Raw genomic sequence first — 26,259 nt, forward strand, 5'->3', positions numbered from 1 at the left:
GAGGAGCCGCATCATGGCAGGCAGCACCCTTCGGCCGCAGGACCAGGAACGGCTCGAGGAGCAGGACGTCGCCCGGCGACTGCTCGAATCGTCGGCCAGGCTGTCGTACGACCCGGCCACCGAGGTGGACTGGGACACCCCACTGGACAAGGACTTCCACGGTGCGAGCCCCGAGTGGAGCACGCTCTACGGCACGGCGTACTGGAACGAACTGACCGATGCGCAGCGCAAGGAGCTGACGCGACAGGAAGCCGCTTCGGTGGCCAGCACCGGCATCTGGTTCGAGATGATCCTCCAGCAGATGGTGTTGCGCGACATATACACGACGGACGCCACCGACCCACGGTTCCAGTGGGCACTCACGGAGATCGCCGACGAGTGCCGGCACTCCATCATGTTCGCCCGCGGGGCAGCGAAGCTGGGCGCCCCCGCCTACCGGCCGCGCCGCGCTGTGGTGGAACTCGGCCGGGCGTTCAAGACGCTCGCGTTCGGCGAGGCCGCGTACGCCGCGATCCTGGTCGCCGAGGAAGTGCTCGACGTCATGCAGCGGGACTGGATGCGGGACGAACGGGTCGCGCCGTTCGTGCGCACCATCAACAACATCCATGTCGTCGAGGAATCACGGCACATGAAGTTCGCCCGCGACGAGACCCGCAAGCGGCTCCGGCACGCCGGCCCGCTGCGCCGGCAGCTCAACGCGTTCGTGATCGCGGTCGCGTCCTACTTCATCGTCACCAGCATGGTGAACCGCGAGGTCTACGAGAACGCGGGGCTCGACACCGGGCGTGCGCTGGCCGAAGCCGGGGCCAACGAACACCACAAGTCCCTGATGCGGTCCAGCTGTTCGGGACTCATGGAGTTCCTGACCTCGGCGCGCCTGCTCACCAGGCCCGCGCTGGCCCTCTACAAGCGCGCCAACCTGATCTGATCCGAGCCGAGCGACCCGAGCTGACGAGATGACCTACGCCATCACCCAGACCTGCTGCAGCGACGCCACATGTGTCGCCGTGTGCCCCGTCAACTGCATCCACCCGACACCGCAGGAGCGGGCCTTCGGCAGCACGGAGATGCTGTACGTCGACCCGAGGTCCTGTATCGACTGCGGTGCCTGCGCGGACGCCTGCCCGGTCGACGCCATATTTCCGGTGGACAGCCTGCCCGCCGCGCAGGCGGGGTACGCCGAGATCAACGAGGCGTACTTCGCCGGACAGGAACCCGGTCCCGTCGGTACGGAACCGAACTTCCACCACTGGAGCGCCCCTTCGTTCGAGCGCAGCCTGCCGTCCGACTTCGCACCGCTGCGCGTCGCGGTCGTCGGCACCGGACCGGCCGGGATGTACGCCGCCGAGGACCTCCTCCTGCACACCAACGCCGAGGTGAGCCTGGTCGACCGGCTGCCCGTGGCCGGTGGGCTGGTCCGGTACGGCGTGGCGCCCGACCACCCCGCGACCAAGAAGGTGGGCGACACCTTCGCGCGCTTCCACGACCACCCCCGGGTGCGGATGTACCTGGGCGTCGAGATCGGCAAGGACATCACCGCGCAGGAGCTCGCCGCCCACCACGACGCGGTCATCTACGCGGTGGGCGCCTCCACCGACCGCCGCATCGGCATCCCCGGCGAGGAACTGCCGGGCAGCATCTCGGCGACCGCGTTCGTGGCCTGGTACAACGCCCACCCCGAGGTCGCGCCGGACACCGTCGACCTGTCCTCGGAGCGGGTGGTCGTGGCCGGCAACGGCAATGTCGCCCTCGACGTCGCCCGTATTCTCGTCGCGGATCCGTCGGCCCTGGCCCGCACGGACATCGCGGATCACGCGCTGGCCGCGCTGCGTGCCTCGAAGGTGCGCGAGGTGGTGCTGCTCGGCCGGCGCGGCCCGGAGCACGCGGCCTACAGCGCCTCCGAGTTGCTCGCCCTCAGGCATCTTCCGGGCGTGGCTCTGGTGGTCGACGACCACGATCAGCGGACCGGCACCACGATCGACGGCGCGGCGCCGGACGAGAAGGCCGGCCTGTTGCGGGACGTGGCCCGCGAGACGGTGGACTGGTCGCGTACGCCGGAATCGGGACGGCGCATCGTCCTCCGGTTCCACTCGGCCCCCGTCCGGGTGCTCGGCGACGACACCGTACGGGCGGTGCGCGTGACGGGAGGTCCGGGCGAGCTGGACATTCCGGCCGGCACCCTGCTGCGGGCGGTCGGCTACCGGGGCGCGCCCGTCACGGGTCTGCCCTTCGACGAGACGACCGGCACCGTCCCGCACGAGGGCGGCCGGGTGACGGGGATGCCCGCGACGTACGTCGTCGGCTGGATCAAGCGCGGGCCCTCGGGCGGCATCGGGGCCAACCGCGCCTGCGCCGCCGAGACCGTCGGCACGCTTCTGGACGATGCCGTGGCCGGCGCCCTGCCCGCACCGGCACCCGCGCCGAAGGCGTTCCTCCGGCTGGCCCGGAGCCGCAGCCGCCATGTCGTCGATGCCAAGGGGCTGGCCTCCATCGACAGGGCCGAGCTGGCTCGCGGCCGCGACGGCGGGCGCCCGCGGATCAAGTTCGGCACGGTGCCGGAGCTGATATCGGCGGCGAAGGCGGGCCGCTGGAAACTGCCGACCTGAAGCACCGGGGGACGGGGTCAGACATTCATGATCGCTTCACCGGGAAGTCGTTCGGGCCCCACCACGGCCTGTCTCGCGGCACCTAACGTCTCTGGTTCAGACCGGTTATCCATCCGTTATGCAACCAGGCCGGGAATCCAGGACGGCCTTCCCGAGCCGGAGAACAGGGACCCCCCGTGAGACTCACCCCTCTCGTGATCGCCGCGACGTCCGTCGCGCTCGTCGCCCCGACCGCCGCGCAAGCCGACTCCCCCGGTACGCACACCCCGGCCGCACCCGGTGTCAGCGCCCCCGGCGGGCGGTACGAACACTCCGTCGATCTGAAGTTCCGGGCCGAGCGCGGCACCACCGTCCGCTACACGCTGGACGGCACGACCCCGACCCGCGACAGCCGCGTCTACTCCCCCGGCCGTCCGCTGCGGATCGACAAGGACACCAACGTCACCGCCGTCGCCTTCCACGGCAATCGGAGCAGCGTCCCGGTGTCCTACGGCTATCTGATCAAGTCGCGGGAGAAGCCGCTCGCCCGGCTCGTCGTCATGTCGGACGTACACGTCGGCAGCCATACGAGCGCCGACAAGAAGTACGAGAGCTTCTTCGACACCATCGGGTCGATCTTCCCCGAGCCCGACGCGATCCTGTCCAACGGCGACATGATCAACGACAACGGTGACGGCAAGGACCCCGACCACAAAATCGTCTCCGAGATCTTCCAGGCCAATCTCGCCCGCAAGGGCATGACCGACACCCAGCTGCTGATCTCCAACGGCAACCACGACGCGAGCCTCGCCGCGATCCGGGCCGGCTACCCCAAGGCCTGGTTCCCCGACTCCGGCGGCGGCTACTACGAGTCCGACGTGAAGGGCCTGCACGTCCTCACGGTCAACACCGAGACGTACAACTCCGACACGGCACAGCGCACTTGGCTCAAGGGGCGGCTCGCCGCGATCACCGCCGACCCGGCCTACAAGGGCAAGCCGGTCCTGGTCCAGGGCCACCGGCCCACCACCGGAACGACGATGGACGGCCAGCAGGCGTCCAACCCGCGGCTCGCCGAGGATCTGAGCGCCTTCCCGCAGGCCATCCTCTTCTCCGGCCACTCGCACCTGAACATCAACGACGACCGCTCGATCCACCAACGCGACTTCACCTCGGTCAACGACGGTTCGATGTCGTACATCGAGGTCGACCACGGCTACCAGATGGTCACCGAGGACGGCCTCGCCGACCGCTTCGAATCGCCCACCGCACAGGCGCTCTTCGTGCCCCGCCCGAACAGCCTCGACATCCCGGTGCCCGGCACGGTCCACGGCGGCCGGTACGTGGCCCGGGTGGTCGCCGTCGACGCGTACGGGAACGCCTCCCCGGCCGCGTCACTGTCCTTCCGCGAGTGACGAGCGGGGCCGGGCGGCTCCCTCCCCGGCACGCCGCCCGGCCCCTGTCCCGCCGAACGGTCAGGTCGCGTCGGGGTCGACCGCGACGCGTCCCCTGGCACGCCTGCCGACCACGGCCGCCGCCGCGACGGCACTGCCCGCGAAGGCCAGGGCGACCATCCACGGCTGGTTGAAGGCATGCCGGGTGACATGGTCGACGGAGTAGCGTCCCGGTCCGGTCAGGCCGATCGCCGCGGCGGTGAAGCCGAGAAAGGCCGGGTACTCGTAGCCACCGCCCTGTGCGAAGAACCCGGCGGGCGCGTGGACGGCCACGGCCCCCGCCATCGCCCCGGCCGCGGCCGCACCGGCCACCGGGGTGGCCAGGCCGAGGGCCAGCAGCACTCCGCCGCCCGCCTCACCGAGCCCGGCGGCGACCGCGCTGTGCTTCGGCGGGTGGAATCCCATCGCCTCCATCGCCGCGGTGGTTCCTTCGATGCCCCCGCCGCCGAACCAGCCGGCCAGCTTCTGGGTGCCGTGCGCGGCCAGTACCGCGCCGGTGCCGATGCGCAGGGCGAGCAGGCCGAGGTCGTGCCGGTCGAGGCAGGCCATGGGTGTCTCCGCAGGGGTTCGGGGGTGGAGGTGTGCGGGGCACCCGTGCCAGGTCGGCCGGATGCCGTGGTTCCACTTTCCGTGGCGCAGGGCGCCGACGTGTCCCGGTGCTACGCCGTCCGGGCGACGGCCTCCTTCCCGCCCATGAGACCCACAGCATTGTGCAACTTGTTGCACAATGGTGTTCCGGTGGTCTACAACTGGCGCAGACGACACTGCGTGAGGAGCCGCCGCATGAGCCCGTACCCGAATCTGCTGAGCCCGCTCGACCTGGGGTTCACCACCCTCCCCAACCGGGTGCTGATGGGTTCGATGCACATCGGCCTCGAAGAGGTCGAGCGCGGCTTCGAGCGGATGGCCGCCTTCTACGCGGAGCGCGCCCGGGGCGGCGTCGGCCTGATGGTCACCGGTGGCATCGCCCCCAACGCCCGGGGCTGCTCCGTCCCCGGCGGGGCGAAGATGACCACCGAGGCGGAGGCCGAGCAGCACGCACTGGTCACCTCGGCAGTCCATGCGGCGGGCGGCCGGATCGCCATGCAGATCCTGCATTTCGGCCGGTACGCGCACCACCCCGATCTGGTGGCGCCGAGCGCGATCCAGGCCCCGATCAGCGCCTTCACCCCGCACGCCCTTGACGACGACGAGGTCGAGGAGACCATCGAGGACTTCGTCAGGGCGGCCGAGCTGGCGCGCCTCGCCGGCTACGACGGGGTCGAGATCATGGGCTCCGAGGGCTATCTGATCAATGAGTTCATCGCCTCCGCCACCAATCACCGCACCGACCGCTGGGGCGGCTCGTACGAGAACCGCATCCGGTTCCCCGTCGAGATCGTGCGCCGGGTCCGCGAGCGGGTCGGCAGCGACTTCATCCTGATCTACCGGCTGTCGATGCTGGACCTGGTACCGGGCGGTTCCTCGCTGGAGGAGGTCGTGCGGCTCGGCCGCGAGATCGAGGCGGCGGGCGCGACGATCATCAACACCGGGATCGGCTGGCACGAGGCCCGCATCCCCACCATCGCCACCTCGGTGCCGCGCGGCGCCTACACCTGGGTCACGAAGAAGGTTCGCGGCGCCGTCTCCGTACCGCTGGTGACGAGCAACCGCATCAACACGCCCGAGGTCGCCGAGGAGGTCCTCGCCTCGGGGCGGGCGGACATGGTGTCGATGGCCCGGCCGTTCCTGGCCGACCCCGACTTCGTCGCCAAGGCGGCGGCGGGCCGCGCCGACGCGATCAACACCTGCATCGGCTGCAACCAGGCGTGCCTGGACCACATCTTCAGCGGCAAGGTCACCTCCTGCCTGGTCAATCCGCGCGCCTGCCACGAGACCGAGCTCACCCTGTCACCCACCCGCACGGTGAAGCGGGTGGCGGTCGTGGGCGCCGGGCCCGCCGGTCTCGCTTGCGCCGTCTCGGCGTCCGAGCGCGGTCACGCGGTGACGCTGTTCGACGCTGCCGAGGAGATCGGCGGCCAGCTGAACGTGGCGCGCAGGGTCCCCGGCAAGGAGGAGTTCGACGAGACGCTGCGCTACTTCCGTACCCGGCTCCGGGAGGAGAAGGTCGAGCTCCGGCTCGGTACAAAGGTCACGGCCGACGCGCTCGGCGGCTTCGACGAGGTCGTCCTCGCCACCGGTGTCACCCCTCGTTCCCCCGCGATCCCGGGCCAGGACCACCCCAGCGTGGTCGGCTACCTCGACGTCCTGCGCGACGGGGCGCCCGTCGGCGAACGGGTCGCGATCATCGGGGCGGGCGGCATCGGTTTCGACGTCGCCGAGTTCCTGACCGACTCGGGCGACGCGGCGAGCAGTGACCCCGAGGTGTTCTTCCGGCAGTGGGGCGTCGACACCGAATACCGCGACCGGGGCGGGCTCCGCGCCCCGGAGCGCCCGAAGACGCCCCGGACCGTCCATCTGATCCAGCGCAGGACCGGCAAGGTCGGCGCGGGGCTGGGAAAGACGACCGGCTGGATCCACCGCACCGAGCTGCGCCACCGTGGCGTCACGACGATCGCGGGTGCCGCCTACGACCGGATCGACGACGAGGGCCTGCACCTCACGGTCGACGGCGAACAGCATCTCCTGCCGGTCGACACGATCGTGCTCTGCGCCGGTCAGGAGCCGCGCCGCGACCTGTACGAGGCGCTGGTCGCCGCAGGTCGTTCGGCACATCTCATCGGCGGCGCCGATGTGGCCGCCGAACTCGATGCCAAGCGGGCGATCCGCCAGGGCACGGAGCTCGCGGCCTCGCTCTGACGCACGGACACCGTGGCCTCGTGGACCGCCGCCCGCACCACGGGGCCACGCTGTCCGCGAGGCCACTGCCGCGCCGGACCACGGCCGGCCGTCCATATGATGCACCCCATGTCACTCCCGCATGCGATTCTCACCGCCCTGCTCGAGAAGCCGTCGTCGGGGCTGGAGCTGACCCGCAGGTTCGACCGGTCGATCGGCTACTTCTGGTCCGCCACGCACCAGCAGATCTACCGGGAGCTGGGAAAGCTGGAGCAGGCCGGGCAGATCCGGGCGCTGCCCTCCCGGCAGCCCGCCCGTGGACAGAAGAAGGAGTACGAGGTGCTGCCGGCCGGCCGCGAGGCGCTCCGCGCCTGGGTGGCCCGCCCCGAGGACCCCAAGCAGGCCCGGGATCCGTTGCTGCTGCGCATGCGGGCGGCGGCGGTTGTCGGGGGCCCCGGACTGGACGCGGAGCTCCGTCGCCATCTGGGACTGCATCGCCGGCAACTGGCGGAGTACCTGGAGATCGAGGAGCGGGACTTCCCGCCCGAGCGGGACTCCGAGAAGGACCGCCTGCGGCATCTGGTGCTGCGCGGCGGCATCGATCTGGAGAACTTCTGGATCGGCTGGCTCACGCAGGCACTGGACCAGGCGGAGCAGCCGGGTCCATAGGCGGGTTGTTCCACAGGCGGGCTGTTTCTGTGCGTGACACTTCGGTGGGCGAACGTCACGTCCCCACGACACATCCCCGGCCGACGGACATCGCTCCCGCGCGTTACGAACCGCCCACTGGTGCCCGGCCCAGTTCCCGTCGCAGCGCCGGCTGGTCCATCGGCCCCGGGCTCGCGATGACGACCCGTGACGGCGGTCCGGCGCCGGGTTTCGGCTCGCCCCCGGCCGGACCGGCAGCGCCCGAAGTCGCCGCCTGGGCACGACTGAGCAGGATCACGCCCCGTACCGCCGCCACCGTCCCGAGCAGGGCCAGGAACAGGCTGGTCGTCCCGCCCTGGAGGCGCTCGCCGAGCAAGGCCAGGCCGATGGCCGCCGCAGCCACCGGATTGGCGAGCGTGACGACCGCCAGCGGTGCGCCCAGACCGCCCCGGTAGGCGGTCTGGGAGAGCAGCAGCCCGCTCATCGCGAACGCGGAGACCAGCAGCGCGACGACGACCAGACGCCAGCTGAACAGCGGACCGCTGTGGTCGGTGACCGAGACGGTCAGGGTCTGGGTGAGCGCGGAGGCGACGCCGGACGTGATGCCGGACGCGGCGGCGTGCCGCAGACCGGGGCGCGCTCCCGGGCGGCTGAGTCCGGCGACGACTGCCATGGTCCCGGCCCCGACGGCCAGTGCCTCGGGCAGGCTGAGCGTTTCGTGCGGGGCGGCGCCGCCCGCGGTCATCAGCAGGGCGCCGAGGCCGAGCAGGGTGAGGATCGTGCCGCGCCATTCGGTCCTGGTGACCCGGCGTCCGGCGGCCCTGGCGCCCAGCGGAACCGCGGCGACCAGGGTGAGGGCGCCGAGCGGCTGGACGAGAGTGAGCGGGCCGTACTTGAGCGCCGCGACATGCAGCAGCGCGCCCCCCGCGTTCAGCGCGACCGCCGACCACCAGGCGCCACGCCCGAGCAGCCGCAACACCCCTGCGTCCGGTTCGGTCCGTCCGGCGAGCCGGGCCTGTGCCACCGCGGCCGAGGCATAGGCGGCGGCCGAGACCAGGGACAGCACGACGGCGATCACGGTGGCGTTCATCGACGGGCCCCGGTCGTGGCTGGATACGTCCGCGCTCCGGCGTACCCGGTCGGGACGGCGGGCTCGGCGGTGCCGGGCACGGGCGTCGGCACGGGTCGACCCGCCGTGGGCAGCCACGGCAGATGCGCCCGGACCGGCTCCGTGCGCGGCAGCCGCAGCGCCGCGAAGGCCACCGCGAGCAGCGCGGAGACCACGATCGAGTCGAGCCAGTAGTGGTTGGCCGTGCCCACAATCACCAGCAGGGTGACGAGCGGATGCAGCAGCCACAGCCAGCGCCACCGCGACCGGGTCGCGACGATCAGCCCGACGGCCACCATCACCGCCCAGCCGAAGTGCAGCGACGGCATCGCGGCGAACTGGTTGGCCATCGAGTCGGTCGCCGGCGTCGCCCCGTACACCGACGGCCCGTACACCTGGCCGGTGTCGACCAGTCCGGCGGCGGCCAGCAGCCGGGGCGGGGCGAGCGGGAAGATCAGGTGGAGCGCGAGCGCCGCGCCGGTGAGGGCGGCGAGGATGCGGCGCGACCATATGTAGTGACGGGGGCGGCGCCAGTAGAGCCAGACGAGGAAGAGTAGCGTGGCCGGGAAGTGCACCGTCGCGTAGTAGGTGTTCGCGAGGTGGATCAGCGTCTCGTTGTGCATCAGCAGGCTCTGCACCGCGCCCTCACCGGGCAGGTGCACGGAGCGCTCGAAGTCCCAGACGTGTCCGGCGTTGCGATACGCCTCGTCCACGTGACCGTTCGCGGCCTGCCGGCCGAGTTTGTAGATCACGAAAAGTCCCACGACCAGAAGCAGTTCGCGTACGAGGGGCGGTCGGGCAGAACTGTCCGGCTCCCGATCTGCTGGCTCGCTACCGGCGTACATCACCCGGTGCCCCTTTGCTGACGAAGCGGTGTTACGGCGGCATGGTCCAGTCCATGCCGTATCGATACGCCAGTGTACCGATACGCGAACGTATCGGTACACGTGCGTATCGGTACACTGGCGTATCGAAGGACCTCGCCGCAGATTCGCCGAGAGGGAAAACACATGTCGCAGCAGGAAACCGCACCGGCACAGACGCCGCGCCGATCGAAGATCACGCCGGAGCGGGCGCAGGAGTTCTACGCGGCCGTGCTCGACATGCTGAGAGAGTCCGGTTACGAGGCACTCACCATGGAGGGGGTGGCCTCGCGGACCCGCTGCGGCAAGTCCACGCTCTACCGGCAGTGGGGCTCCAAGCCCGAACTGGTCGTGGCCGCACTGCACGGCACCCGACAGGGGCTGCTTCCGCACATCGACACCGGCACACTCGCGGGCGATCTGCACGAGGCGGCACGGGCGATCGGCGCGGGCTCCGGCCGCGACACCCCCCTGATGCACGCCCTCAGCCATGCCGCACTGCAGAGCCCCGAGCTGCTGTGCGCGCTGCGCGAGGCGCTGATCATGCCCGGACTCGCGTCGATCGACGCGATGGTCCGGCGCGGAGCGGAGCGTGGCGAGATCCCGGCGGACCACCCGGCGGCGGAATTCGTCTCCGCGCAGCTCCTGGGCGCGATGCGCACCCGGCCGCTGCTCGAGGGGAAGTACGCGGACGAGGCGTACCTCATCCGCTTCGTGGACAACGCGATCCTTCCCTCACTCGGACTGGGCACTCCGGTGCACCGGTCCTGACAGACGTGGGCCGTTGTCCCGAGCGGATGACGACGACCCGCCGGCGCCGCACCGTGGGGACGGGGGCGGCGCACCATCCGGGCGGCCGGTGACTCCCGAAGGAGTCACCGGCCGCCCGCGGTTTCACCATGCACGCCTTTTCGTCCAGCCACCGCGACGACTGTTCCACCAAACAAACAGTTGGTAGATTTGCCCGACCGATCGGCGCGGCCCTCGGCCACGCATTCCGGAGAACGGCGGGGCGGACCCATGGACATCGGCAATCCCATCGACTTCGCGGGGCGGGCGGTCGTCGTCACCGGCGGCACGAAGGGCATCGGCGCCGCGATCGCCGAGGCTTTCCTCGCCGCCGGCGCGGAGGTACTGGTCTGCGGTCGCGGTGAACCACCGGAGCTGCCCGGGAGCGGCACCCGGCGGGCACACTTCCGACCGGCCGACATCCGCGACCCGACGGCAGCCGCCGGGGTCGTCGACGCGGCGGTGCAACGGTTCGGACGGCTGGACGTACTCGTCAACAACGCGGGCGGCTCCCCCGACGCCGATGCGGCCACCGTGTCACCGCGTTTCGTCGAGAAGGTCGTCGCCCTCAACCTGCTGGCCCCGTTCTACGTGTCACAGGCGGCCAACCGGGTCATGCAGGGGCAGCGGGACGGAGGCTCGATCGTCAACATGGGCAGCGTCTCCGCCCACACACCGCAACCGGGCACGGCCGCGTACACGGCGGCGAAGGCCGGCCTGCTGGCACTGACCCGGGCACTGGCCCTGGAGTGGGCGCCGAAGGTGCGGGTCAACCACATCACGACCGGGCTCGTCCGCACCCCGAGCGCGGCGTCGGTCTACGGCGAGGACGGCGGCGCCGCGGTGGCCGGGGTCATCCCGATGCGACGGATGGCGGCGCCGGACGACGTCGCGCGCGCCTGCCTGTATCTGGCGGGCGATCTGGCCGGGTACGTCAACGGCGCCGATCTGGCGGTGCACGGCGGGGGCGAGGTACCGGCGAGATTCCTCGCGGCCAGGGGCGGACCGGGCGGCCCGCACGACCGGGCCGGGAATCCGGGGCCGTCAAGACCGCGATGACAGCGCGGCAGAACACTCTTTCTCGTCCCCTTGACGATAAAAGCCATCCCCCCTTATCGTCCCTATGACGAGAAAACGAGGGAGCTCGACATGGCCGACATCACCAGGCGCTTCGGCTGGCGCCATCTGCGCTCCGCGCCCACCGCGCACATCCGCCACCACAAGCGCGGCCGACTGGCCCACGACGGGCCGGGGCTGAGCTTCTGGTACCGCTCGCTGAGTGCCGCACTCTCGGAGGTCCCGGTCAACGACCGGGAGCTGGCGATGGCGTTCCACGCCCGTACGTCCGACTTCCAGGACGTGACCGTTCAGGCCACCGTCACGTACCGGATCAGCGACCCGGCCGAGGCCGCTGCCCGGCTGGACTTCTCGGTCGACCCGGACACCGGGGTCTGGCGCGGTGCGCCGCTGGAGCAGATCGCCACTCTGCTGACCGAGACCGCCCAGCAGCACACCCTGGACGTACTGGCCAGAACGGCGCTGGCCGCGGCGCTCGTCGACGGTGTCGCGTCGGTACGCGACCGGGTCGCCGCAGGGCTCGCCGCCGAACCGCGGCTGCCCGCCACCGGGATCGATGTGGTCGCGGTACGGGTGGTGGCGATCCGGCCCGAGGCCGAGGTGGAGCGCGCCCTGCGCACCCCCGCCCGCGAGCAGATCCAGCAGGAGGCGGACCGGGCCACCTACGAGCGTCGCGCGGTGGCCGTGGAAAGGGAGCGGGCCATCGCCGAGAACGAGCTCGCCAGTCAGATCGAACTGGCCCGCAGGGAGGAGCAGTTGGTCGAGCAGCGCGGCACCAACACCCGCCGCGAGGCCGAGGAGAACGCTGCGGCCGACGGAGTGCGCGCCGAGGCCGAAGCAGCACGCAAGGTCCGGCTGGCCCGGGCCGAGGCCGAGGCCGCCCGCGAGGTCGGCGCCGCGCAGGCGGAGTCCCAGGCCGCCTGGCTGCGGGTGCACGGCGAGGTGGACGCCGCCACCCTGCACGCCCTGGCGGCGACCAGGCTCGCCGAGAACCTGCCGCGCATCGACAGCCTCACCCTCTCCCCCGACGTGCTCACCGGTCTGCTCAGCAAGCTCGGCGGTGCCGGCCCGGAGACCCGGGCATGAGTCTCGCGCCGCGCGCGGTACTGGTCCACCGCACCACCGAGTACGAGGAGTTGCTGGCGAGGCACGGCACGCACGGGCAGGCCGTCTTCTTCCTGTCCAGCCGCGGCCGCTCCATCGACGAGGTGGCGCGGCGGCACGGGCAGACCCAACAAGCACTGGCCGATGTGGCGGCGGCCGTACCGCTCCAGTGGCGGCAATCGCGGGTGGAGCGCGCGGACCTCGACCGATTCCTGTTCGGGCCGGAGGACGTGGTGGTCGTCGTCGGGCAGGACGGGCTGGTCGCCAACGCCGCCAAGTACCTCTCCGGCCAGCCGGTCGTGGGCATCGACACCGAGCCCGGACGCAATCCGGGCGTGCTCGTACGTCACCGGCCCCGCGACACGGCCGCCCTGCTCCGGGCGGCCGTGTCCCCGAGCGGCACGGCGGACGAACTCACCATGGTCGAGGCGGTGTCCGACGACACCCAGCGCCTCCTCGCCCTCAATGAGATCTACCTCGGCCCGCCCGGCCATCAGACCGCCCGCTACCGGCTCGGTCCGGACGACTCCGACGCACCCCCCGAGCCGCAGGCCTCCTCCGGTGTACTCGTCGGCACCGGCACCGGTGCCACGGGGTGGCTGCGCTCGCTGTGGCAGGAACGCCGCAGCGAACTCCGCCTCCCGGCACCCACCGACCCGCGCCTCCTCTGGTTCGTCCGCGAGGCCTGGCCCTCCCCCGCGACCGGCACCACGCAGGTCTCCGGGGAACTGGGGCGCGCGCAGGGGCTGCGGCTCACCGTCGAATCCGACCGACTGGTGGTCTTCGGTGACGGGATGGAGACGGACGCGCTGGAGCTGACATGGGGTCAGACCGTGCGGCTCGGCATCTCGGCGACCTCGCTGCGCCTCATCCTCTGACCCGCCCGACCCGCCCGACCCGCCTGGCCTCAGGGCCATGTGCCCGATGCCCCCGCCCGCGGCCCTCGCGGAGGTCGGCCGCACAGCTGTCCGTAGGCTGCCTCGTACGACGGAGTGCCGGGCCCAGCGCCCGTGCCTTTCCCCACCAGCGAGGAACACAGGGAGCACCATGACGACCACGCCCGCGGACACCTTTTCCCGCAACACCCGTCCGCCGAAGGCACAGGCAGCGCTCGGCGTGGGTGTCGTCGTGCAGGACGGCCGGGGGCGGATCCTCCTCGGCAGGCACCACGGCGGCACCTGGGAGCTGCCCGGCGGCAAGGTCGACCCGACCCATGAGTCCATCGCCGAAGCGGCCGCCCGCGAGCTCCGGGAGGAAACGGGGCTGGAGGTCGACGCGGCGGATGTGCGCGTCTTCGCCATGCTCCACGACGTGGCCGGGGGCATCAACCGGGTGTCGATGGGTGCCGAGGTGACCGTCCGGTCGGGAAACCCGGAGGTGACCGAGCCCCATCTGATCAGCGCCTGGCAGTGGACAGGGCTCGACGCCCTGCCCCGGTCGCTGTTCGGTCCCTCCGCCCAGGTCCTCGCGGCCTGGCGCCCGGATCTCTCGATCGAGCACCCGCCCGCGCACCGGCTGATGATCGCGGACAGCACGCCTGGCGCCGCCGAAGCGTAACCTTGCCTCATTAACCATTTGCCTAGCCATCATAGGCAGAGCTAGCGTCCCTCACATGAAGGCCCTGAGTGAGCAGGACATCCGCACATCGTTCATCAACTGCTCGAAGGGGGAGGCGAAGCGCCTGCCGCTCCCCCGCGACCTCGACGAGCAGCCATGGGACGAACTGGACTTTCTGGGGTGGCGGGATCTCTCCGCCCCCGGGCGCAGCTACATCGTCACCGAACGCGACGGCGAACTCATCGGTGTGACGCTCCGCTTCCCCGCCCAGCAGCGCGGCTTCCTGCACCGGAGCATGTGCTCCCTGTGCCTCACCACGCACCCGGGGGGCGGCGTCTCGCTGATGACCGCCCGCAAGACCGGCGCGGCGGGGCGCGAGGGCAATTCGGTCGGCCTGTACATCTGCACCGACCTCGCCTGTTCGCTGTACGTCCGGGGCAGGAAGATCCCGGCGTCCGGCGGACGCTTCGAGGAGACCCTGACGCTGGAGGAGCAGGTGGCGCGGACCAGGAGCAACCTCGACGCGTTTCTGGGCAGGCTCGCCTCCTGAGGCGCCGGCGTCAGGCCCGGTGAGCGCCTTCAGGTCAGGGCGGCGGCGGTGAAGGTGACCGGCAGCCGCTCCGGGCCGCGCAGCCCTCCCGGCCGCCACCGCAGTTCGTCGGGCGGCACAGCCAGGGCGAGATCGTGGAGGCGGCGCAGGACGGTGCCGATGGCGATCTGGCCCTCCAGCCGGGCCAGCGGCGCCCCGAGGCAGTAGTGGATGCCGTGCCCGAACGCGAGGTGGGCGTTGTCCTGCCGGAAGATGTCCAGGCGGTCCGGCTCCGGGAAGTGGTCCGGGTCGCGGTCGGCGATGGCGGATGCCACGAGCACGGTCGCGCCGCGAGGGATGTCCACGCCCGCGATCGTGACGTCCTCGCGCGCGAACCGGGCGATGCCGGGGCTGACCGGACCGTCGTATCGCAGGAATTCCTCGATCGCCCCCGGCAGCAGCGCCGGATCGTCCCGCAGCCGCCGGAGCTGGTCGGGGTGGGCGAGCAGCGCGGTGATCCCACTGCCGATGAGGTTGACCGTGGTGATGTATCCGGCCGCCAGCAGCAGGAAGGCCATGGCGATCAGCTCGTCCTCGTCCAGCCTCTGTTCCTCGTCCCGGGCGGCCACCAGGGCACTGAGCAGATCGTCCCCGGGCCGGGCCCGCTTCACCCCTACGAGGCCGGTCAGGTACCCGTGCATGTGCCGCCAGGCCTCGTCCGTCCGGGCCGGGTCCGGCGGCTCGGCCCCTTGCAGGACCAGGTCGTCGGTCCACCGCTGGAAGTCGCGCCGGTCCGTCAGGGGCACGCCGAGCAGTTCGCTGATCACGGTGACCGGGAGCGGCAGCGCGAAGCTCCCCACGAGGTCGGCACGGCCGTCGGGCGCGATCGCGTCGAGCAGCCGGTCGGCGATCTCCTGGACGCGGGGCCGGAGCTCGGCCACGCTGCGGGCGGTGAACGCCTTGGACACCAGGCGGCGCAGCCGGGTGTGGTCGGGGGGATCGGTCCGGAGCATGTTGCGCAGTACGGATCCCCGGTCGGTGCTCGGCAGCCGCTCGATGAGCCGGGGGTCCGACGCGTCGCGGACGTCGCTGCTCAGCCGCGGGTCCGAGAGGGCCGCGAGGCCGTCCTCGTACCGCGTGACGAGCCACGCCTCCAGGCCACCGGCGATGATGGCGCGCCGTACCGGGCCCTCGTCGCGCAGTTGCCGGTAGACCGGGAAAGGGTCGGCCACGAAGGCCGGATCGGTGTAGGGAAGAAGGACCGGCTGCTGACTCATCACGCCTCCCTGAGACCGTTGCGCCCCGTTTCAGCCGCTTCGTACCAGCGTAATGGGCCGGTCCGGTGGCCCGAGGAGGCCCGGCTGCGGGCGCGAAAAGCGATCCGGCGCGATGCCGGTGGCGTCAGGATGCCGGTGCACCGTTCCCGTGGCACCAGGTCCGCAGCAGCACCCTGCGCCCCTTCGCCTCCCGGGCGACGAGCTCGTCCGCGCCTGGCACGAATCCGGCCGCTCGCGCCACTGCGGCGCTCGGGGCGTTCTCGGCTTCGATCCGCAGAAGCACCCGCCTCGCGCCCAGGTGCCGAACGGCGTACTCGGTGGCGACCACCACCGCTGCGGAAGCCAGGCCGCGACGCCGGTACCGGGGCCCGACACCATAGGCGAGCTCGATGTCCCGGTCGTCCAGGTCGTCCTGGAAGAGCAGCACCTCGCCCTGCGGCTGTCCGCCCTCGGCCGTGATGGCCAGCTGCATCCGACGGCCCGCGACCCGGGCCTCACGCGCCCGCCCGAGGTACTCGCGAGCGGCGGTCAGGTCGAACGGGGAAGGTACGGGCGTCCAGCGGCTGATCTCCGGATCGTCGTACATCTCGATCAGGGCGGGAACGTCTTCCTCGTCCCACTCCCTGAGCACAATGCTCTGCCCGGCCAGTCGAACGGGGGCGGTGGGCAAGGTGGTCGGCGACCGATTCTCCATGCACCGATCGTGCCATCTCCGAGCGCCGCCACGCCGGGCTTTCCTGCCAGGGCGTCACCCGGGCAACTCGGCACGGAGAAGCGGAGGTTGTGCCTCGTCGGCCCGGCGGCGGCAGAACTCCCACCCGCGGCCCCCGACAATGACGAAGAGGCCGTGCCGGAAACCTCCGATACGACCTCTTGCCTACGACTCTCACGAGTCGGGACGACAGGATTTGAACCTGCGACCCCTTGACCCCCAGTCAAGTGCGCTACCAAGCTGCGCCACGTCCCGATGCGGTTCCCCCCGGTGTTCCCCGGCGGGCTCGCAGGACAAACATTACCTCACTCCGAGGACCGGATCGACGCCCGTGCCTGGTGGGCGCGGTTCGCCAGGGTTTCCGAACCGCACGCGGTGGCCAGTTTGTGCGCTCGGGCGAGTTCGCGCGGTGAGCGGATCGCGATGCCGTAGTCGACGAGGGCCAGCGCGTGTTCGTACGCGGACGGGGACGCCTCCAGGTGACGGACCGACTCGGCCAGCAGGTGGGTGGCGTCCTCGGGTCCGGCGAACAGGGAGACACAGCGCAGGGCCTCACCGATCGCGGTGTCCGTGCCGAAGCGCTCGGCGTGCACCCGGGCCGTGGTGGCGAGTTGGGCGGCGCGGGCCGGGTCCTCCTCGGCCAGGGCACGGGCCAGATCACCGGCCCAGGGTGCCCACACCCCGTTGAACCTGCCACGGGGTTCGAGGGCGTGGCCGGCCGCTTCGAGCTCGGTGATCGCTTCCTTCGTACGGCCTTCGGCCAGCAGCAGCCGACCGCGTACGCACGGGCCGTCGGGCAGCACCATCGCGCTGGGGTACGGCGCGCCGAAGGCGTAGCGGTCGGCGATCTCGCGGGCCTCGGTGACCCGGCCCCGGGCGACCAGGGTGTCGATGAGCAGGCAGGCCGCGTCCCAGTGGACCGGGAGTCCGCTGCCGACCCGGTCGGCAAGGCGCAGTCCTTCGCGCAGGAAGCCCTCGGCCTCGGCGAGTCGTCCGCGACGGCGGTGGACCAGTCCGAGCAGGGTGTGCGAGAACGCGAGATGCGCCCCGCTCCAGCCGGAGATCTCGAAGGCCCGGACGGCCTCGCCGAAGAGTTCCTCGGCCCGGTCGAGCTGGTCGGTGAAGGCGTAGGTGATGCCGACGAGGGTCGGCAGCTCGAAGCCCCACTCCGTGTCGGTCCAGCCGAGGCCCCGGGCGGGGCGGCCGTCGACCAGGGCACGTTCGCAGAGGTCGACGATGAGCTGGGAGTTCTCGCCGCGCAGCATGGCGTCGAAGGCGCGGAGGGTGAGAAGGGCGCGCTCGGCGTTGTCGCGGCCGTGCAGGTGGTCGGCGTTCCGAGCGAGCCGGCCGGATCGCCCGGGACCGTCCTCCTCGTCCGCCTGCATGCCCTCCCAGAGGAAGTGGGCCGCCTGGAGCCGCATCAGGCCGGGGCCCGGAGCGGTGCGCGCGGCCTCCGCGGCGAGGGCGCCGGCCGCCTCCTTGAGCTGGTTGTTGTGCGAGTGCGCGGCCGCGAGCCGGTAGGTGGCGTCGACCCGCTGGTCGTCGCCGAGTCCCGGCATGTCGAGTGCGGCGCGCAGGTGCTGGACGGTGGTGGCCGGGGAACTGAGCAGCGTGGCGCAGCCCAGTTCGTACAGCAGGGTGGCCTTCACGCGCTGGCGCGGTGGTTCCTGCAGGGCACGTTCGAGGCAGCGGCGGGCGGCCTCCGGTGCGCCCACGGCGAGATGCTGCTTGGCCGCTTCACGGAGCTGCTCGACCAGTTCCTGGTCGTCGTCCGGGTGCACTTCGAGCAGATGGCGGGAGGCCGCGGCGGGGCCGAGTCCGGCCCGGGTGATCGCCCAGGCGGCGCGGCCGTGCATGGCGGTGCGGGTGGCCGGCGGGATGGAGCGGTACACCGCGCTCGCGATGAGCGGGTGGACGAACTCCAGCGGGTCGAAGCCGGTGACGATACGGGCCTCACGGAGCCGTGCCGTGCAGTCGGCGGCCTCGGCGGAACTCATTCCGGCCAGGGTGGCTGCGAGGTCCTGGGAGATGTCCGTGCCGAGTACGGCGGCGGCCCAGGCGAACCGGTTCGCGTTGGTGCCGAGTCGTTCGAGCCGGGCGACGAGGCCGCTGCCCCGGGCCGACGCACCGAGCTCGCGCAGCAGTCCGGCCGACTCCTCCAGCGGTACCAGTTCGCGGTCCTGGACCTTGGCGACGAGCTCGACCGCCTCGTAGGGGTTGCCGCCGGTGACGGCCCACACCTCGCGGCAGAACGGGTCGTCGGCGTGTTCGCCGAGGGCCGCGCGGACCAGTTCCGCGGTGGCGTCCGGGGTGAGTGCGCGCAGCGCGACCCTGACTTGGGAGGGGTGGGAGCTGCCCGGTCCGCTCTCCTTCTGCCGCGCCGCCAGTTCTTCCGGTCGGTGGGCCTGGACGACCAGGACGGGCAGTTCGCCGAGGCGGGCGGTGAACGAGGCGAGCCAGGCGAGGGATTCGCCGTCCGCCCAGTGCGCGTCGTCGATGATGAGCAGCAGCGGACGGTGGCTCAGCCGGGACGCGAGCCGGGCGACGACGAAGTCGAGGCCGTCCCGAACACCTTGCGGGTCCGGCTGCGGGCCGGTCGGCTCGGCCAGTCCGAGGGCGGGTGCGGCGATCTCGTACCAGGGGCCGAACAGGGCCCGCGCCTCGTCGGGCGGGAATCGGTCGAGTGCGGGTTGCAGCAGCTGGCGCACGACGTGGAACGGCACGGATGTGACCGTTTCGCCGCCTCGTGCAGACCAGACGGTGCAGCGGTCGGCGGCGATCGTCTGGATCTCGCCGAGCAGTGCTGTCTTGCCGATGCCTGCCTCGCCGCTGAAGATCAGCAGCCCGCCGACGGCCTGGGCGCCGCAAAGGGCGTCCACGGCTTGTGCGGCGGCAGCGAGTTCCGGTTCGCGCTCGTACAGCGGCCGGGACGGCTTCATGCCTACCCTCCCCAGGGTGGTGCGGATGGCTTCGACACTAGTCGTGTCCGGGGGTCCACGGACAGTGGTTCGGACAGTTCGCCGCAGGTGCGGGGCACAATCGTGGCGTGGACGAGACTCGCAGGGACCGCGACATCGAGGGCCGGGCGCGCAACGCCCGCCCGCGCGACGGGTTGGGACGCCCCCTTCCGTACGGGGCGCCGGGGGTCGAACGGCAGCCGGAGGGGGTGGCCCGTACCCCCGAGGAGACGGTGCGGGAGGCACAACGGCTGCTGGACGCGGGAATGCCGTTCCATGCGCACGAGGTGTTCGAGGACGCCTGGAAGTCGGGTCCGTCGGCGGAACGGGAGTTGTGGCGCGGTCTCGCCCAGTTGGCCGTGGGGCTGACCCATGCGGCCCGGGGCAATGCGACGGGCGGGGCCCGGCTGTTGCGGCGCGGGGCGGCGGCGCTCGCGGAGTTCGCCGGGGTCCGGCCGTACGGGCTCGGCGTCGACGGGCTGATCGGCTGGGCCGGGGAGCTGGCCGGGCGGGTGGAGGCGGCGGGGGACGGGTCGGGGCATGCCGAGCCGGTCGACGCGACCGCCGAGGCACCGCGCCTGCGGCTCCAGGACGGGTGACCCGGACCGCACCGCCGAGGGGCGGGATGCGGCCGGGCCCACGTCACGCCTGGGTCATATTGCCCGCCCGTCGCCCGGAGCGGTGAACAGGGCGGCCCGCACCGATTACGATCGCGCGTCATGAGCACTTCTGACCAGGACCAGGCCGTGGACACCCCGATACCCGTCCCCGAGACCGGTCCCGAAGCCGGTCCGGAAACCGTCTCCGAAGCCGGTCCCGAGGCCGGCCCCGAGGCCGTCGCGGAGACGGACCCCGCGGCGGACATGGAGACCGGTACGGACGGGGAGACCGGTGCCGACGGGGAGGCCGGGGACCGGAAGCTGACACCGCGCCAGGCGAGACGGCTGCGGATGGCCCTCTCGGCGGTAGGCATGGCCGCGATGGCGGTGGTCCTCGCGCTGCGGATCGCCAGCCGGTCCTCTGTCCTGGTGGTCGGGGTGTACGGGCTCGCGCTGATCCTGTGCGGGATCGTGATCGAGCTCAGCCGGAACGGCCGTACCCGTCTGGGCAGTTGGCTGCTTGCCGTCGGTCTCGTTGCGGCGATCGGGTCCGACTGGCTGCTGATTCCCTGACGTACGCTCAGCGCAGCGAGACCGTACGCTCAGCGCACCGAGACCCGCACGGTCCCGCCGTTCGGATCGGCCCTCTCCAGCCAGTCGCCGCGCAGATGGAACGGACGGCCCGGCACGGCGGGCAGCAGCAGGCGCTGACGATGGAGCTCCCCGCCGTCCTGGCGGACGACGAGCAGCGGCGAGGGCAGTCGCCGGTCGGCGCGCAGGACGAAGCGGCCCCGGAGCGGGAGGTCGCCGACCGGGCTCACGAGGTTCGGTGCGATCCACCGCAGTGGGGAGTCGACCGCGATGGGCGGTCGGCCCGTGGGCCACTGACCAGTCGTCAGATGACGCAGTACGGGCGCGGCGACGGCCCGGCCCTCGGCCAGTGCGACGCCCGCGCTCTCCACTCCGTGCAGCAGGTTGCCGACAGCGAAGACTCCGGTGCGGTTCGTGCGGTGGGCGGCGTCGTACGCGGGGCCGCGGGTGCCTGGGTCGAGGGTGACCTCGCCGCGCCGGGCGAGTTCGTGGTCGGGGATCCAGTCGCCGGTGAAGACGACGGTGTCGCAGCGCAGCGTCGCGGTCCGGCCGTCGTGGTGGCGCACCGAGACGCCGGTGAGCCGTTTCCGGCCGGTCAGGGCGGTGACGGTGGTGCGGCCGAGGACCGGGGTGCGCTCCCCGGGCCGGGTCAGGGCGGCGAGCCGGGGAGCCGGCCGGTCGGTGACCATGGCGACGACGTCCACACCCGCGACGCGCAGGGTGTCGGCCGCGGCACGGCTGACGGGCTCGTCGCCGATGACGACCGCCCGGGTGCCGATCCGCTGCCGGTACAGGTGGACGGCCTGCTGGAGTTCACCGGTGGTGTAGACGCCGGGTGGGCGGCTGCCGGGGACGAGGCGGGCGCTGCGGGGGCGTTCACGGGCGCCGGTGGCGAGGATCACCGCGCGGGCGGTGATCCGTTCGAGGCCGGTGGGTGCGGTGGTGTCCACGGTGAGCGGACCCGCCCAGCCGGTGACGGTGACACCGGTGCGCAGGGTGGCTCCGGCGCGTACGGCGGCGGCCACGCGGCTCCGGGCGAACGCGGGCCCGGTCGCCCCTCCCCCACCGATCGTGTGGCCGCCGAATCCGCCGTGGTGGCAGTGGCGTGGGATGCCGCCCGCGGTCTGTTCGCGTTCCAGGATCTCGACCCGGCCGGCGCCGGACGCGGCGAGTTCGGCCCCGGCACCGAGGCCGGCCGGGCCGCCCCCGACGATCAGCACGTCGACGGTCCGTTCGTGCCGGGTCATGGCCGGGCCTCCTCGAAGAGCGCGCGGACCGCGGCCCCGCAGTAGAACCCCTGGCACCGTCCGTTCCCGGCTCTCGTCCTGCGTCGCAGGCCGTCCGGGGAGTGCGGCGGCACCGGGCCGGCCAGGGCGTCCCTGATCTCGCCCGCCGAGACACGTTCGCAGTGGCAGACCAGCGTGCCGTACGCAGGATCCGCCGCGATGAGTCCGGCGTCCTGGTACGGGCGCGGGAATGCCTCGCCGAGGTTGGGCATGGTGACGGGCGGCAGTTCGGACGGCGTGCCGAGATCGAGGCCCGAGTCGCCGAGCAGTTCCGTGACATGTGCGGCGATGGCCATGGAGGCGGTGAGTCCGGTGGAGCGGATGCCGCCCACGGTGATGTACCGCCGCTCCGGCCGGGAGCGGATGCGGTAGTCCTCCTGGCCGGTCGCGGCACGGAGTCCGGCGTAGACGGCGGTGACTTCCTCGTCGAGCAGTCCTGGCAGGATGCGGCGGCCCTTCTCGCGGAGCAGGGCGATCGCGTCGGCCGTCGATCCGGTGGCGGTCTTGTCGTCGAGGTCCTCGGCGGTGGGGCCGAGCAGCACATTGCCGAAGACGGTCGGTGCGACCAGGACTCCCTTCCCGGCGGCGGTGGGCACCGGCAGCAGGATGTGGCCGACGAGATCGCGGGCGAGCTTGTCGAAGACGATGAGCTGGCCGCGGCGCGGGGTGACGGTGAAATCGTCGTGGCCGAGTTCCCGGTCGAGCTCGTCGGCGTACAGTCCGGCAGCGTTGATCAGGTGGCGGGTGCGCAGCAGTCCTCGGGTGGTGGTGAGGGTGTGGACGTCATCGCCGCTCTCGACGTGCCGTACCCGGCAGTTGAGGTGCAGATGGACTCCGGCACGCACGGCCTGGGTGGCGTAGGCGAGCGGGGTCGTCCAGGGGCAGATGATGCTCTCGTCGGGGATTTCGAGTGCGCCGAGGGCACCGGGGCCCAGGTGGGGTTCGCGGGCGCGCAGTTCGTCGGCGTCCAGGAGGCGTGCGGCGTGGTAGTCGTTCCGCTCGGCCTTTGCCAACAGGGCGGGGAGTGCGGCCAGTTGGTCCTCGTCCCAGGCGACGAGCAGGGCTCCGACGCGTTCGACGGGGATGCCGCTCTCGACCGCGTACGCGCGGAGTCTGCGCTCACCCTCGCGTACGAGCCGGGCCTCCAGGGAGCCGGGGACGGCGTCGAAACCCGTGTGCAGGATGGCGGTGTTGGCCTTCGAGGTCGCGTTGCCGATGTCGTCGGAGGCGTCCAGGAGTGCGGTGCGCAGCCGGTAGCGGGCCAGTTCGCGGGCGATGGCGGCGCCGACGACGCCCGCACCGACGACGGTCACGTCGTGGAGCGGGCCGCCGGGCGGCTCGACGGTGGCCAGTTCGCCGGCCGTGGTGATCGTGGGGCTCATCGCGTGACTCTCGTACGTCTCAGGCACGGTCCAGCAGGGTCTGCACGGCGGTCCGGAATCCGGCGAGCCGTTCGGCCGCCTCGTCGGCGCCGATCCGGGGTTCGTACACGGCGGCCGGCTTCCAGTCGGGCAGGGCCTGCCGGACCGGGAGCCGCGGGTCGAGGCCGAGCCGGGCGACGGCTCCGACACCGAGTGCGGTGACATCGGGCAGGGCGGACACCTCGACGGGCCGTTGCAGCAGGTCGGCCTGGGTCTGCATGAGCAGTCCGGACCGGGTCAGGCCGCCGTCGACCCGGAGCGAGGTCAGCGGCGAGCCGAGGTCGGTCGCGACCGCCTCGGTGAGCTCGACGACCTGGGCCGCGATGCCTTCGCACAGGGCCCGCACCAGATGGCCCGAGGTGGTGCCGAGGCCAAGGCCGGTCATCGATCCGCGCAGGTCACCGCGCCACCAGGGGGCGGCGAGGCCGGCGAGTGCCGGTACGAAGGTGACGCCGCCGGAGTCGGGGACGGCCGTGCCGACCGGGTCGAGGTCGGCCGCTCCGGAGATCACCCCCAGTCCGGTGAGCCAGTCGACGGCGGACGCGGCGGTGTACACCTGCCCGTCGAGGCAGTAGCTCGTACGGCCGCCGAGCCGCCAGGCGACGCAGCTGACCAGTCCGGTCGAGCCGCGGCACGGGGCCGGTCCGGTCTGGGCGAGCAGGAAGGCACCCGTTCCGTAGGTGCACTTGGCGTTGCCCGGGTCCAGGGCGTTCTGGGCGAGGAGGGCGGCCTGCTGATCGACGAGCAGGCCGGTCACCGGGAGTTCACCGCCGAAGGCGGTCGTCGTACCGACCGTGGTGTCGCAGTCGACGACGTCGGGCAGCCGTTCGTCGCCGAGGCCGAAGAGGTCCAGGGCCCGGGGCGACCAGCCGGCCCGGTCGAGGTCGAGCAGCTGGGTGCGCCCCGCCGTCGCCACATCGGTGACGAACGTGCCGGTCAGCTGATGGACGAGCCAGGAGTCGCTGGTGGTGACGACGCCTTCGCGGGTCAGCTCCCGGCGGATCCAGGCCATCTTCGGCGCCGCGAAGTACGGGTCGAGGGGCAACCCGGTGAGCTCCGTCAACTCCTGGTCATGCTGGGCGAGTTCTTCGCAGACCGAGGCGGCTCGCCGGTCCTGCCAGACGATCGCGTCGGTGAGCGGCCGTCCTGTGTCCGGGTCCCAGGCGAGCACCGTCTCGCCCTGGTTGGCGAGGCCGACCGCGACCACGGGTTCGGCGGCCTCCCGTAACGCCCGGCGGCCCGCTTCGACGACCGAGCCGAGCAGTTCGGCGGGGTCCGCCTCGACCACTCCCCCGGCCCCGTGCCGGTTTCGCACCGGAACGGAAGCGGAGCCGATCACACCTCGCTCGGGACAGATCACCAGAGCCTTCGTCCCCGACGTGCCCTGGTCCACGGCGAGTACCGGGCCTGTCATCGAATCTCCAGTTACGCGGAAGCTCTGCGGCTTGAACGGAATCGTGATCACTGAACTCGCCGCCCAGAGTGGTGCAGACCACCGCGTACGTCAAGGGCCGCCCGGGGACGCGACCGGAACAACCGGTACATCTTTCAACGTCCAAGGGATTCGGCTGACTTGAGTAAGATCCGCGAATCGGTCCGGAGTTCGGAGTGACTGGCCTTACACTCACCGCCGAGCAACAACCGGACGCTTTCGAGCAGTTCGCTCTTCAACAGCTGCTTCGCCCCCCACGTCCTTGAGGATTGATGAGACCGACACCCTGCCCCGAACTCCCGACCACCGATGTCCCGGCCTTCCGCAGTTGCACGGGTTCCATGCCGCCAACGGGTTGCGTGACGTGCTGAGGAGATCTCCAGACCGTCGTATGCCGGCCTGTCGTACAGGGGCAGGGCGAGTCCATGGCCAACAGTGAATTCCGGCCGGTCTACCACCCGGCCGGCCATGACAACGATCTGCGGGTCGCGCTACAGGACCTGCGCACCGGCCGCTGGATGTCCATGCGGAGCCTGCTGGAGAGTACGCCGGACTGGACCCTGTGGACCCAGCGCACACAGGTGCTCGGGGCGGTTGCCGCCGGGTCGGACGCGGTGCAGGCCTGGCTGGCCGAGGACCCCCGGAGCGTCGCCGCCACGGTGATGCAGGCGCGCGTCGTCGTCGAAAGGGCGGTGCGTGCCCACCGCGAAAGCCACCACCGCGCACAGGAGTTGTGGCAGGAGGCCTGGCAGGCCTGCCGGACGGCCGCGAACGCCTCGCCCGCGGACCCGGTGCCGTGGGTGTGCCTGCTGGCCCTGTCCCAGCTGGACGAACACCAGCAGCTGGAGGAACACCGGCTGCACCCGCCGGGACCGATGCTCTTCCCCGGCCCGTGGGGGCTGCTTGCCGAGGCCGACAAACGCGATCCGTGCAATCGCGAGGCCTACCACCGGATGCTCCAGTTCGTCTACGCGCGCAAGGCCGGCGGATCGCTCTCGGAAGCGGTCAACTTCGTTCAGTGGGCCGCCTCTTCGGCACCCGACGGATCCGCGCTTCATGTGCTGCCGCTCTATGTGCGGGTCGAGCGCTACCGCCGAGAACAGGGCCATGAGAAGGCCCTGGACCTGCACTGGGTCACAGAGGACGCGGAACGGGACGCGGCCCGTGCGCTGGAGCTCTGGTTCCGTCGCACACCACCTCTCTCGCACTCCCTGCTCGATCTCAACCATCTGGCGCATGCCCTGTGGGGAGCCCTCCGGTTCGCCGAGGCCGCAACGGTGTTCCAGGAGCTCGGCCCCTATTTCACCTCGGTTCCCTGGGTGTACCGCACACGTGGCCGCAAGGGCCCCGGAGACGCGGAGGACGTCTTTCTGCGTGCCCGCAGCCGCTGTCTCTCCGTCTCCCGCGACCCCGGACGGGGGCCGCAGCGCTGAGCGACGGCACCGCGATGCCGTGTGCCCGCCCCGTCCCGAACCGATTCTGTCCGTCCCTT

Annotated in this window: 23 protein-coding genes and 1 tRNA gene; 14 read left to right on the plus strand and 10 right to left on the minus strand. The window is 71.8% G+C overall.

Annotated features, from left to right (window positions below; genetic code table 11):
* The first annotated feature begins 13 nt into the window (after positions 1-13).
* The 3 genes from OHA19_RS05575 to OHA19_RS05585 all read left to right on the plus strand — a co-directional run bounded on the left by OHA19_RS05575 (position 14) and on the right by OHA19_RS05585 (position 4,000).
* Positions 14-928: a diiron oxygenase gene (locus OHA19_RS05575; RefSeq protein WP_405719318.1), complete on the plus strand. Its 915-nt coding sequence runs from the start codon at positions 14-16 to the stop codon at positions 926-928.
* Positions 929-956: 28 nt separating this feature from the next.
* The gene (locus tag OHA19_RS05580; RefSeq protein WP_405719316.1) at positions 957-2,606 is read left to right on the plus strand and encodes an FAD-dependent oxidoreductase; all 1,650 of its coding nucleotides are present in this window, start codon (positions 957-959) and stop codon (positions 2,604-2,606) included.
* Between the two features lie 176 nt (positions 2,607-2,782).
* Positions 2,783-4,000 (plus strand): chitobiase/beta-hexosaminidase C-terminal domain-containing protein, encoded by a 1,218-nt coding sequence (locus OHA19_RS05585; protein WP_405719314.1) that lies wholly within the window; start codon positions 2,783-2,785, stop codon positions 3,998-4,000.
* Positions 4,001-4,060: 60 nt separating this feature from the next.
* On the opposite strand, the gene OHA19_RS05590 is transcribed toward OHA19_RS05585, so the two are convergent.
* Positions 4,061-4,588, minus strand: a complete 528-nt coding sequence (locus OHA19_RS05590; RefSeq protein ID WP_405719312.1) for a DoxX family protein — start codon at positions 4,586-4,588, stop codon at positions 4,061-4,063.
* 234 nt (positions 4,589-4,822) lie between these two features.
* Here OHA19_RS05590 and OHA19_RS05595 point away from each other — a divergent pair, with 234 nt between their 5' ends.
* A complete protein-coding gene (locus OHA19_RS05595; protein ID WP_405749531.1) occupies positions 4,823-6,838 on the plus strand; it encodes an FAD-dependent oxidoreductase in 2,016 nt (671 codons plus the stop codon).
* Positions 6,839-6,946: 108 nt separating this feature from the next.
* Positions 6,947-7,486: a PadR family transcriptional regulator gene (locus OHA19_RS05600; RefSeq protein WP_405719308.1), complete on the plus strand. Its 540-nt coding sequence runs from the start codon at positions 6,947-6,949 to the stop codon at positions 7,484-7,486.
* A 103-nt stretch (positions 7,487-7,589) separates the two neighbouring features.
* On the opposite strand, the gene OHA19_RS05605 is transcribed toward OHA19_RS05600, so the two are convergent.
* Complete coding sequence (locus OHA19_RS05605; protein ID WP_405719305.1) at positions 7,590-8,555, minus strand: DMT family transporter; 966 nt, start codon at positions 8,553-8,555, stop codon at positions 7,590-7,592.
* Positions 8,552-9,418 carry a phosphatase PAP2 family protein gene (locus tag OHA19_RS05610; protein WP_405719303.1) on the minus strand — a complete coding sequence of 289 codons (867 nt, stop codon included), beginning with the start codon at positions 9,416-9,418 and terminating at the stop codon, positions 8,552-8,554. The genes OHA19_RS05605 and OHA19_RS05610 overlap by 4 nt, the downstream gene beginning before the upstream one ends.
* Positions 9,419-9,583: 165 nt before the next feature.
* On the opposite strand from OHA19_RS05610, the gene OHA19_RS05615 reads away from it, so the two are divergent.
* The 6 genes from OHA19_RS05615 (at position 9,584) to OHA19_RS05640 (ending at position 14,513) form a co-directional block, all read left to right on the plus strand.
* On the plus strand, positions 9,584-10,207 hold the full coding sequence (locus OHA19_RS05615; protein WP_405749533.1) for a TetR/AcrR family transcriptional regulator: 624 nt from the start codon (positions 9,584-9,586) through the stop codon (positions 10,205-10,207).
* A 249-nt stretch (positions 10,208-10,456) separates the two neighbouring features.
* Positions 10,457-11,284: an SDR family oxidoreductase gene (locus tag OHA19_RS05620; RefSeq protein ID WP_405719299.1), complete on the plus strand. Its 828-nt coding sequence runs from the start codon at positions 10,457-10,459 to the stop codon at positions 11,282-11,284.
* Positions 11,285-11,374: 90 nt separating this feature from the next.
* Positions 11,375-12,388: an SPFH domain-containing protein gene (locus OHA19_RS05625; protein ID WP_405719296.1), complete on the plus strand. Its 1,014-nt coding sequence runs from the start codon at positions 11,375-11,377 to the stop codon at positions 12,386-12,388.
* Entirely contained in the window at positions 12,385-13,284 is a 900-nt protein-coding gene (locus OHA19_RS05630; protein ID WP_405749535.1) for a hypothetical protein, read from the plus strand. The genes OHA19_RS05625 and OHA19_RS05630 overlap by 4 nt, the downstream gene beginning before the upstream one ends.
* A gap of 169 nt (positions 13,285-13,453) precedes the next feature.
* The gene (locus OHA19_RS05635) at positions 13,454-13,963 is read left to right on the plus strand and encodes an NUDIX hydrolase (protein WP_405749537.1); all 510 of its coding nucleotides are present in this window, start codon (positions 13,454-13,456) and stop codon (positions 13,961-13,963) included.
* A gap of 55 nt (positions 13,964-14,018) precedes the next feature.
* Positions 14,019-14,513, plus strand: a complete 495-nt coding sequence (locus OHA19_RS05640) for an FBP domain-containing protein (RefSeq protein WP_405749539.1) — start codon at positions 14,019-14,021, stop codon at positions 14,511-14,513.
* Positions 14,514-14,542: 29 nt separating this feature from the next.
* Here the strand turns inward: OHA19_RS05640 and OHA19_RS05645 are convergent, their stop codons facing one another.
* The 4 genes from OHA19_RS05645 to OHA19_RS05660 form a co-directional block, all read right to left on the minus strand.
* Positions 14,543-15,769 (minus strand): cytochrome P450, encoded by a 1,227-nt coding sequence (locus tag OHA19_RS05645; protein ID WP_405719285.1) that lies wholly within the window; start codon positions 15,767-15,769, stop codon positions 14,543-14,545.
* 124 nt (positions 15,770-15,893) lie between these two features.
* Positions 15,894-16,463: a GNAT family N-acetyltransferase gene (locus tag OHA19_RS05650; RefSeq protein ID WP_405719282.1), complete on the minus strand. Its 570-nt coding sequence runs from the start codon at positions 16,461-16,463 to the stop codon at positions 15,894-15,896.
* A 199-nt stretch (positions 16,464-16,662) separates the two neighbouring features.
* A tRNA-Pro gene (locus tag OHA19_RS05655) sits at positions 16,663-16,736 on the minus strand.
* 50 nt (positions 16,737-16,786) lie between these two features.
* Entirely contained in the window at positions 16,787-19,420 is a 2,634-nt protein-coding gene (locus tag OHA19_RS05660; protein ID WP_405719279.1) for an ATP-binding protein, read from the minus strand.
* Between the two features lie 107 nt (positions 19,421-19,527).
* Between OHA19_RS05660 and OHA19_RS05665 the strand changes: the two genes are divergently transcribed.
* On the plus strand, positions 19,528-20,037 hold the full coding sequence (locus OHA19_RS05665) for a DUF309 domain-containing protein (protein WP_405719276.1): 510 nt from the start codon (positions 19,528-19,530) through the stop codon (positions 20,035-20,037).
* Between the two features lie 120 nt (positions 20,038-20,157).
* Positions 20,158-20,610: a hypothetical protein gene (locus OHA19_RS05670; RefSeq protein WP_405719273.1), complete on the plus strand. Its 453-nt coding sequence runs from the start codon at positions 20,158-20,160 to the stop codon at positions 20,608-20,610.
* 29 nt (positions 20,611-20,639) lie between these two features.
* On the opposite strand, the gene OHA19_RS05675 is transcribed toward OHA19_RS05670, so the two are convergent.
* From OHA19_RS05675 to OHA19_RS05685, 3 genes are read right to left on the minus strand one after another with little or no spacing between them, the layout of a single operon-like run.
* Positions 20,640-21,875 (minus strand): FAD-dependent oxidoreductase, encoded by a 1,236-nt coding sequence (locus OHA19_RS05675; protein ID WP_405719270.1) that lies wholly within the window; start codon positions 21,873-21,875, stop codon positions 20,640-20,642.
* On the minus strand, positions 21,872-23,296 hold the full coding sequence (locus OHA19_RS05680; protein ID WP_405719267.1) for an NAD(P)/FAD-dependent oxidoreductase: 1,425 nt from the start codon (positions 23,294-23,296) through the stop codon (positions 21,872-21,874). The genes OHA19_RS05675 and OHA19_RS05680 overlap by 4 nt, the downstream gene beginning before the upstream one ends.
* A gap of 19 nt (positions 23,297-23,315) precedes the next feature.
* On the minus strand, positions 23,316-24,749 hold the full coding sequence (locus OHA19_RS05685) for an FGGY family carbohydrate kinase (RefSeq protein WP_405719264.1): 1,434 nt from the start codon (positions 24,747-24,749) through the stop codon (positions 23,316-23,318).
* A gap of 443 nt (positions 24,750-25,192) precedes the next feature.
* Between OHA19_RS05685 and OHA19_RS05690 the strand changes: the two genes are divergently transcribed.
* On the plus strand, positions 25,193-26,200 hold the full coding sequence (locus tag OHA19_RS05690) for a hypothetical protein (protein WP_405719261.1): 1,008 nt from the start codon (positions 25,193-25,195) through the stop codon (positions 26,198-26,200).
* Positions 26,201-26,259 lie beyond the last annotated feature (59 nt).

The sequence above is a fragment of the Streptomyces sp. NBC_00012 genome (assembly GCF_045040875.1).
Lineage (GTDB): Bacteria > Actinomycetota > Actinomycetes > Streptomycetales > Streptomycetaceae > Streptomyces.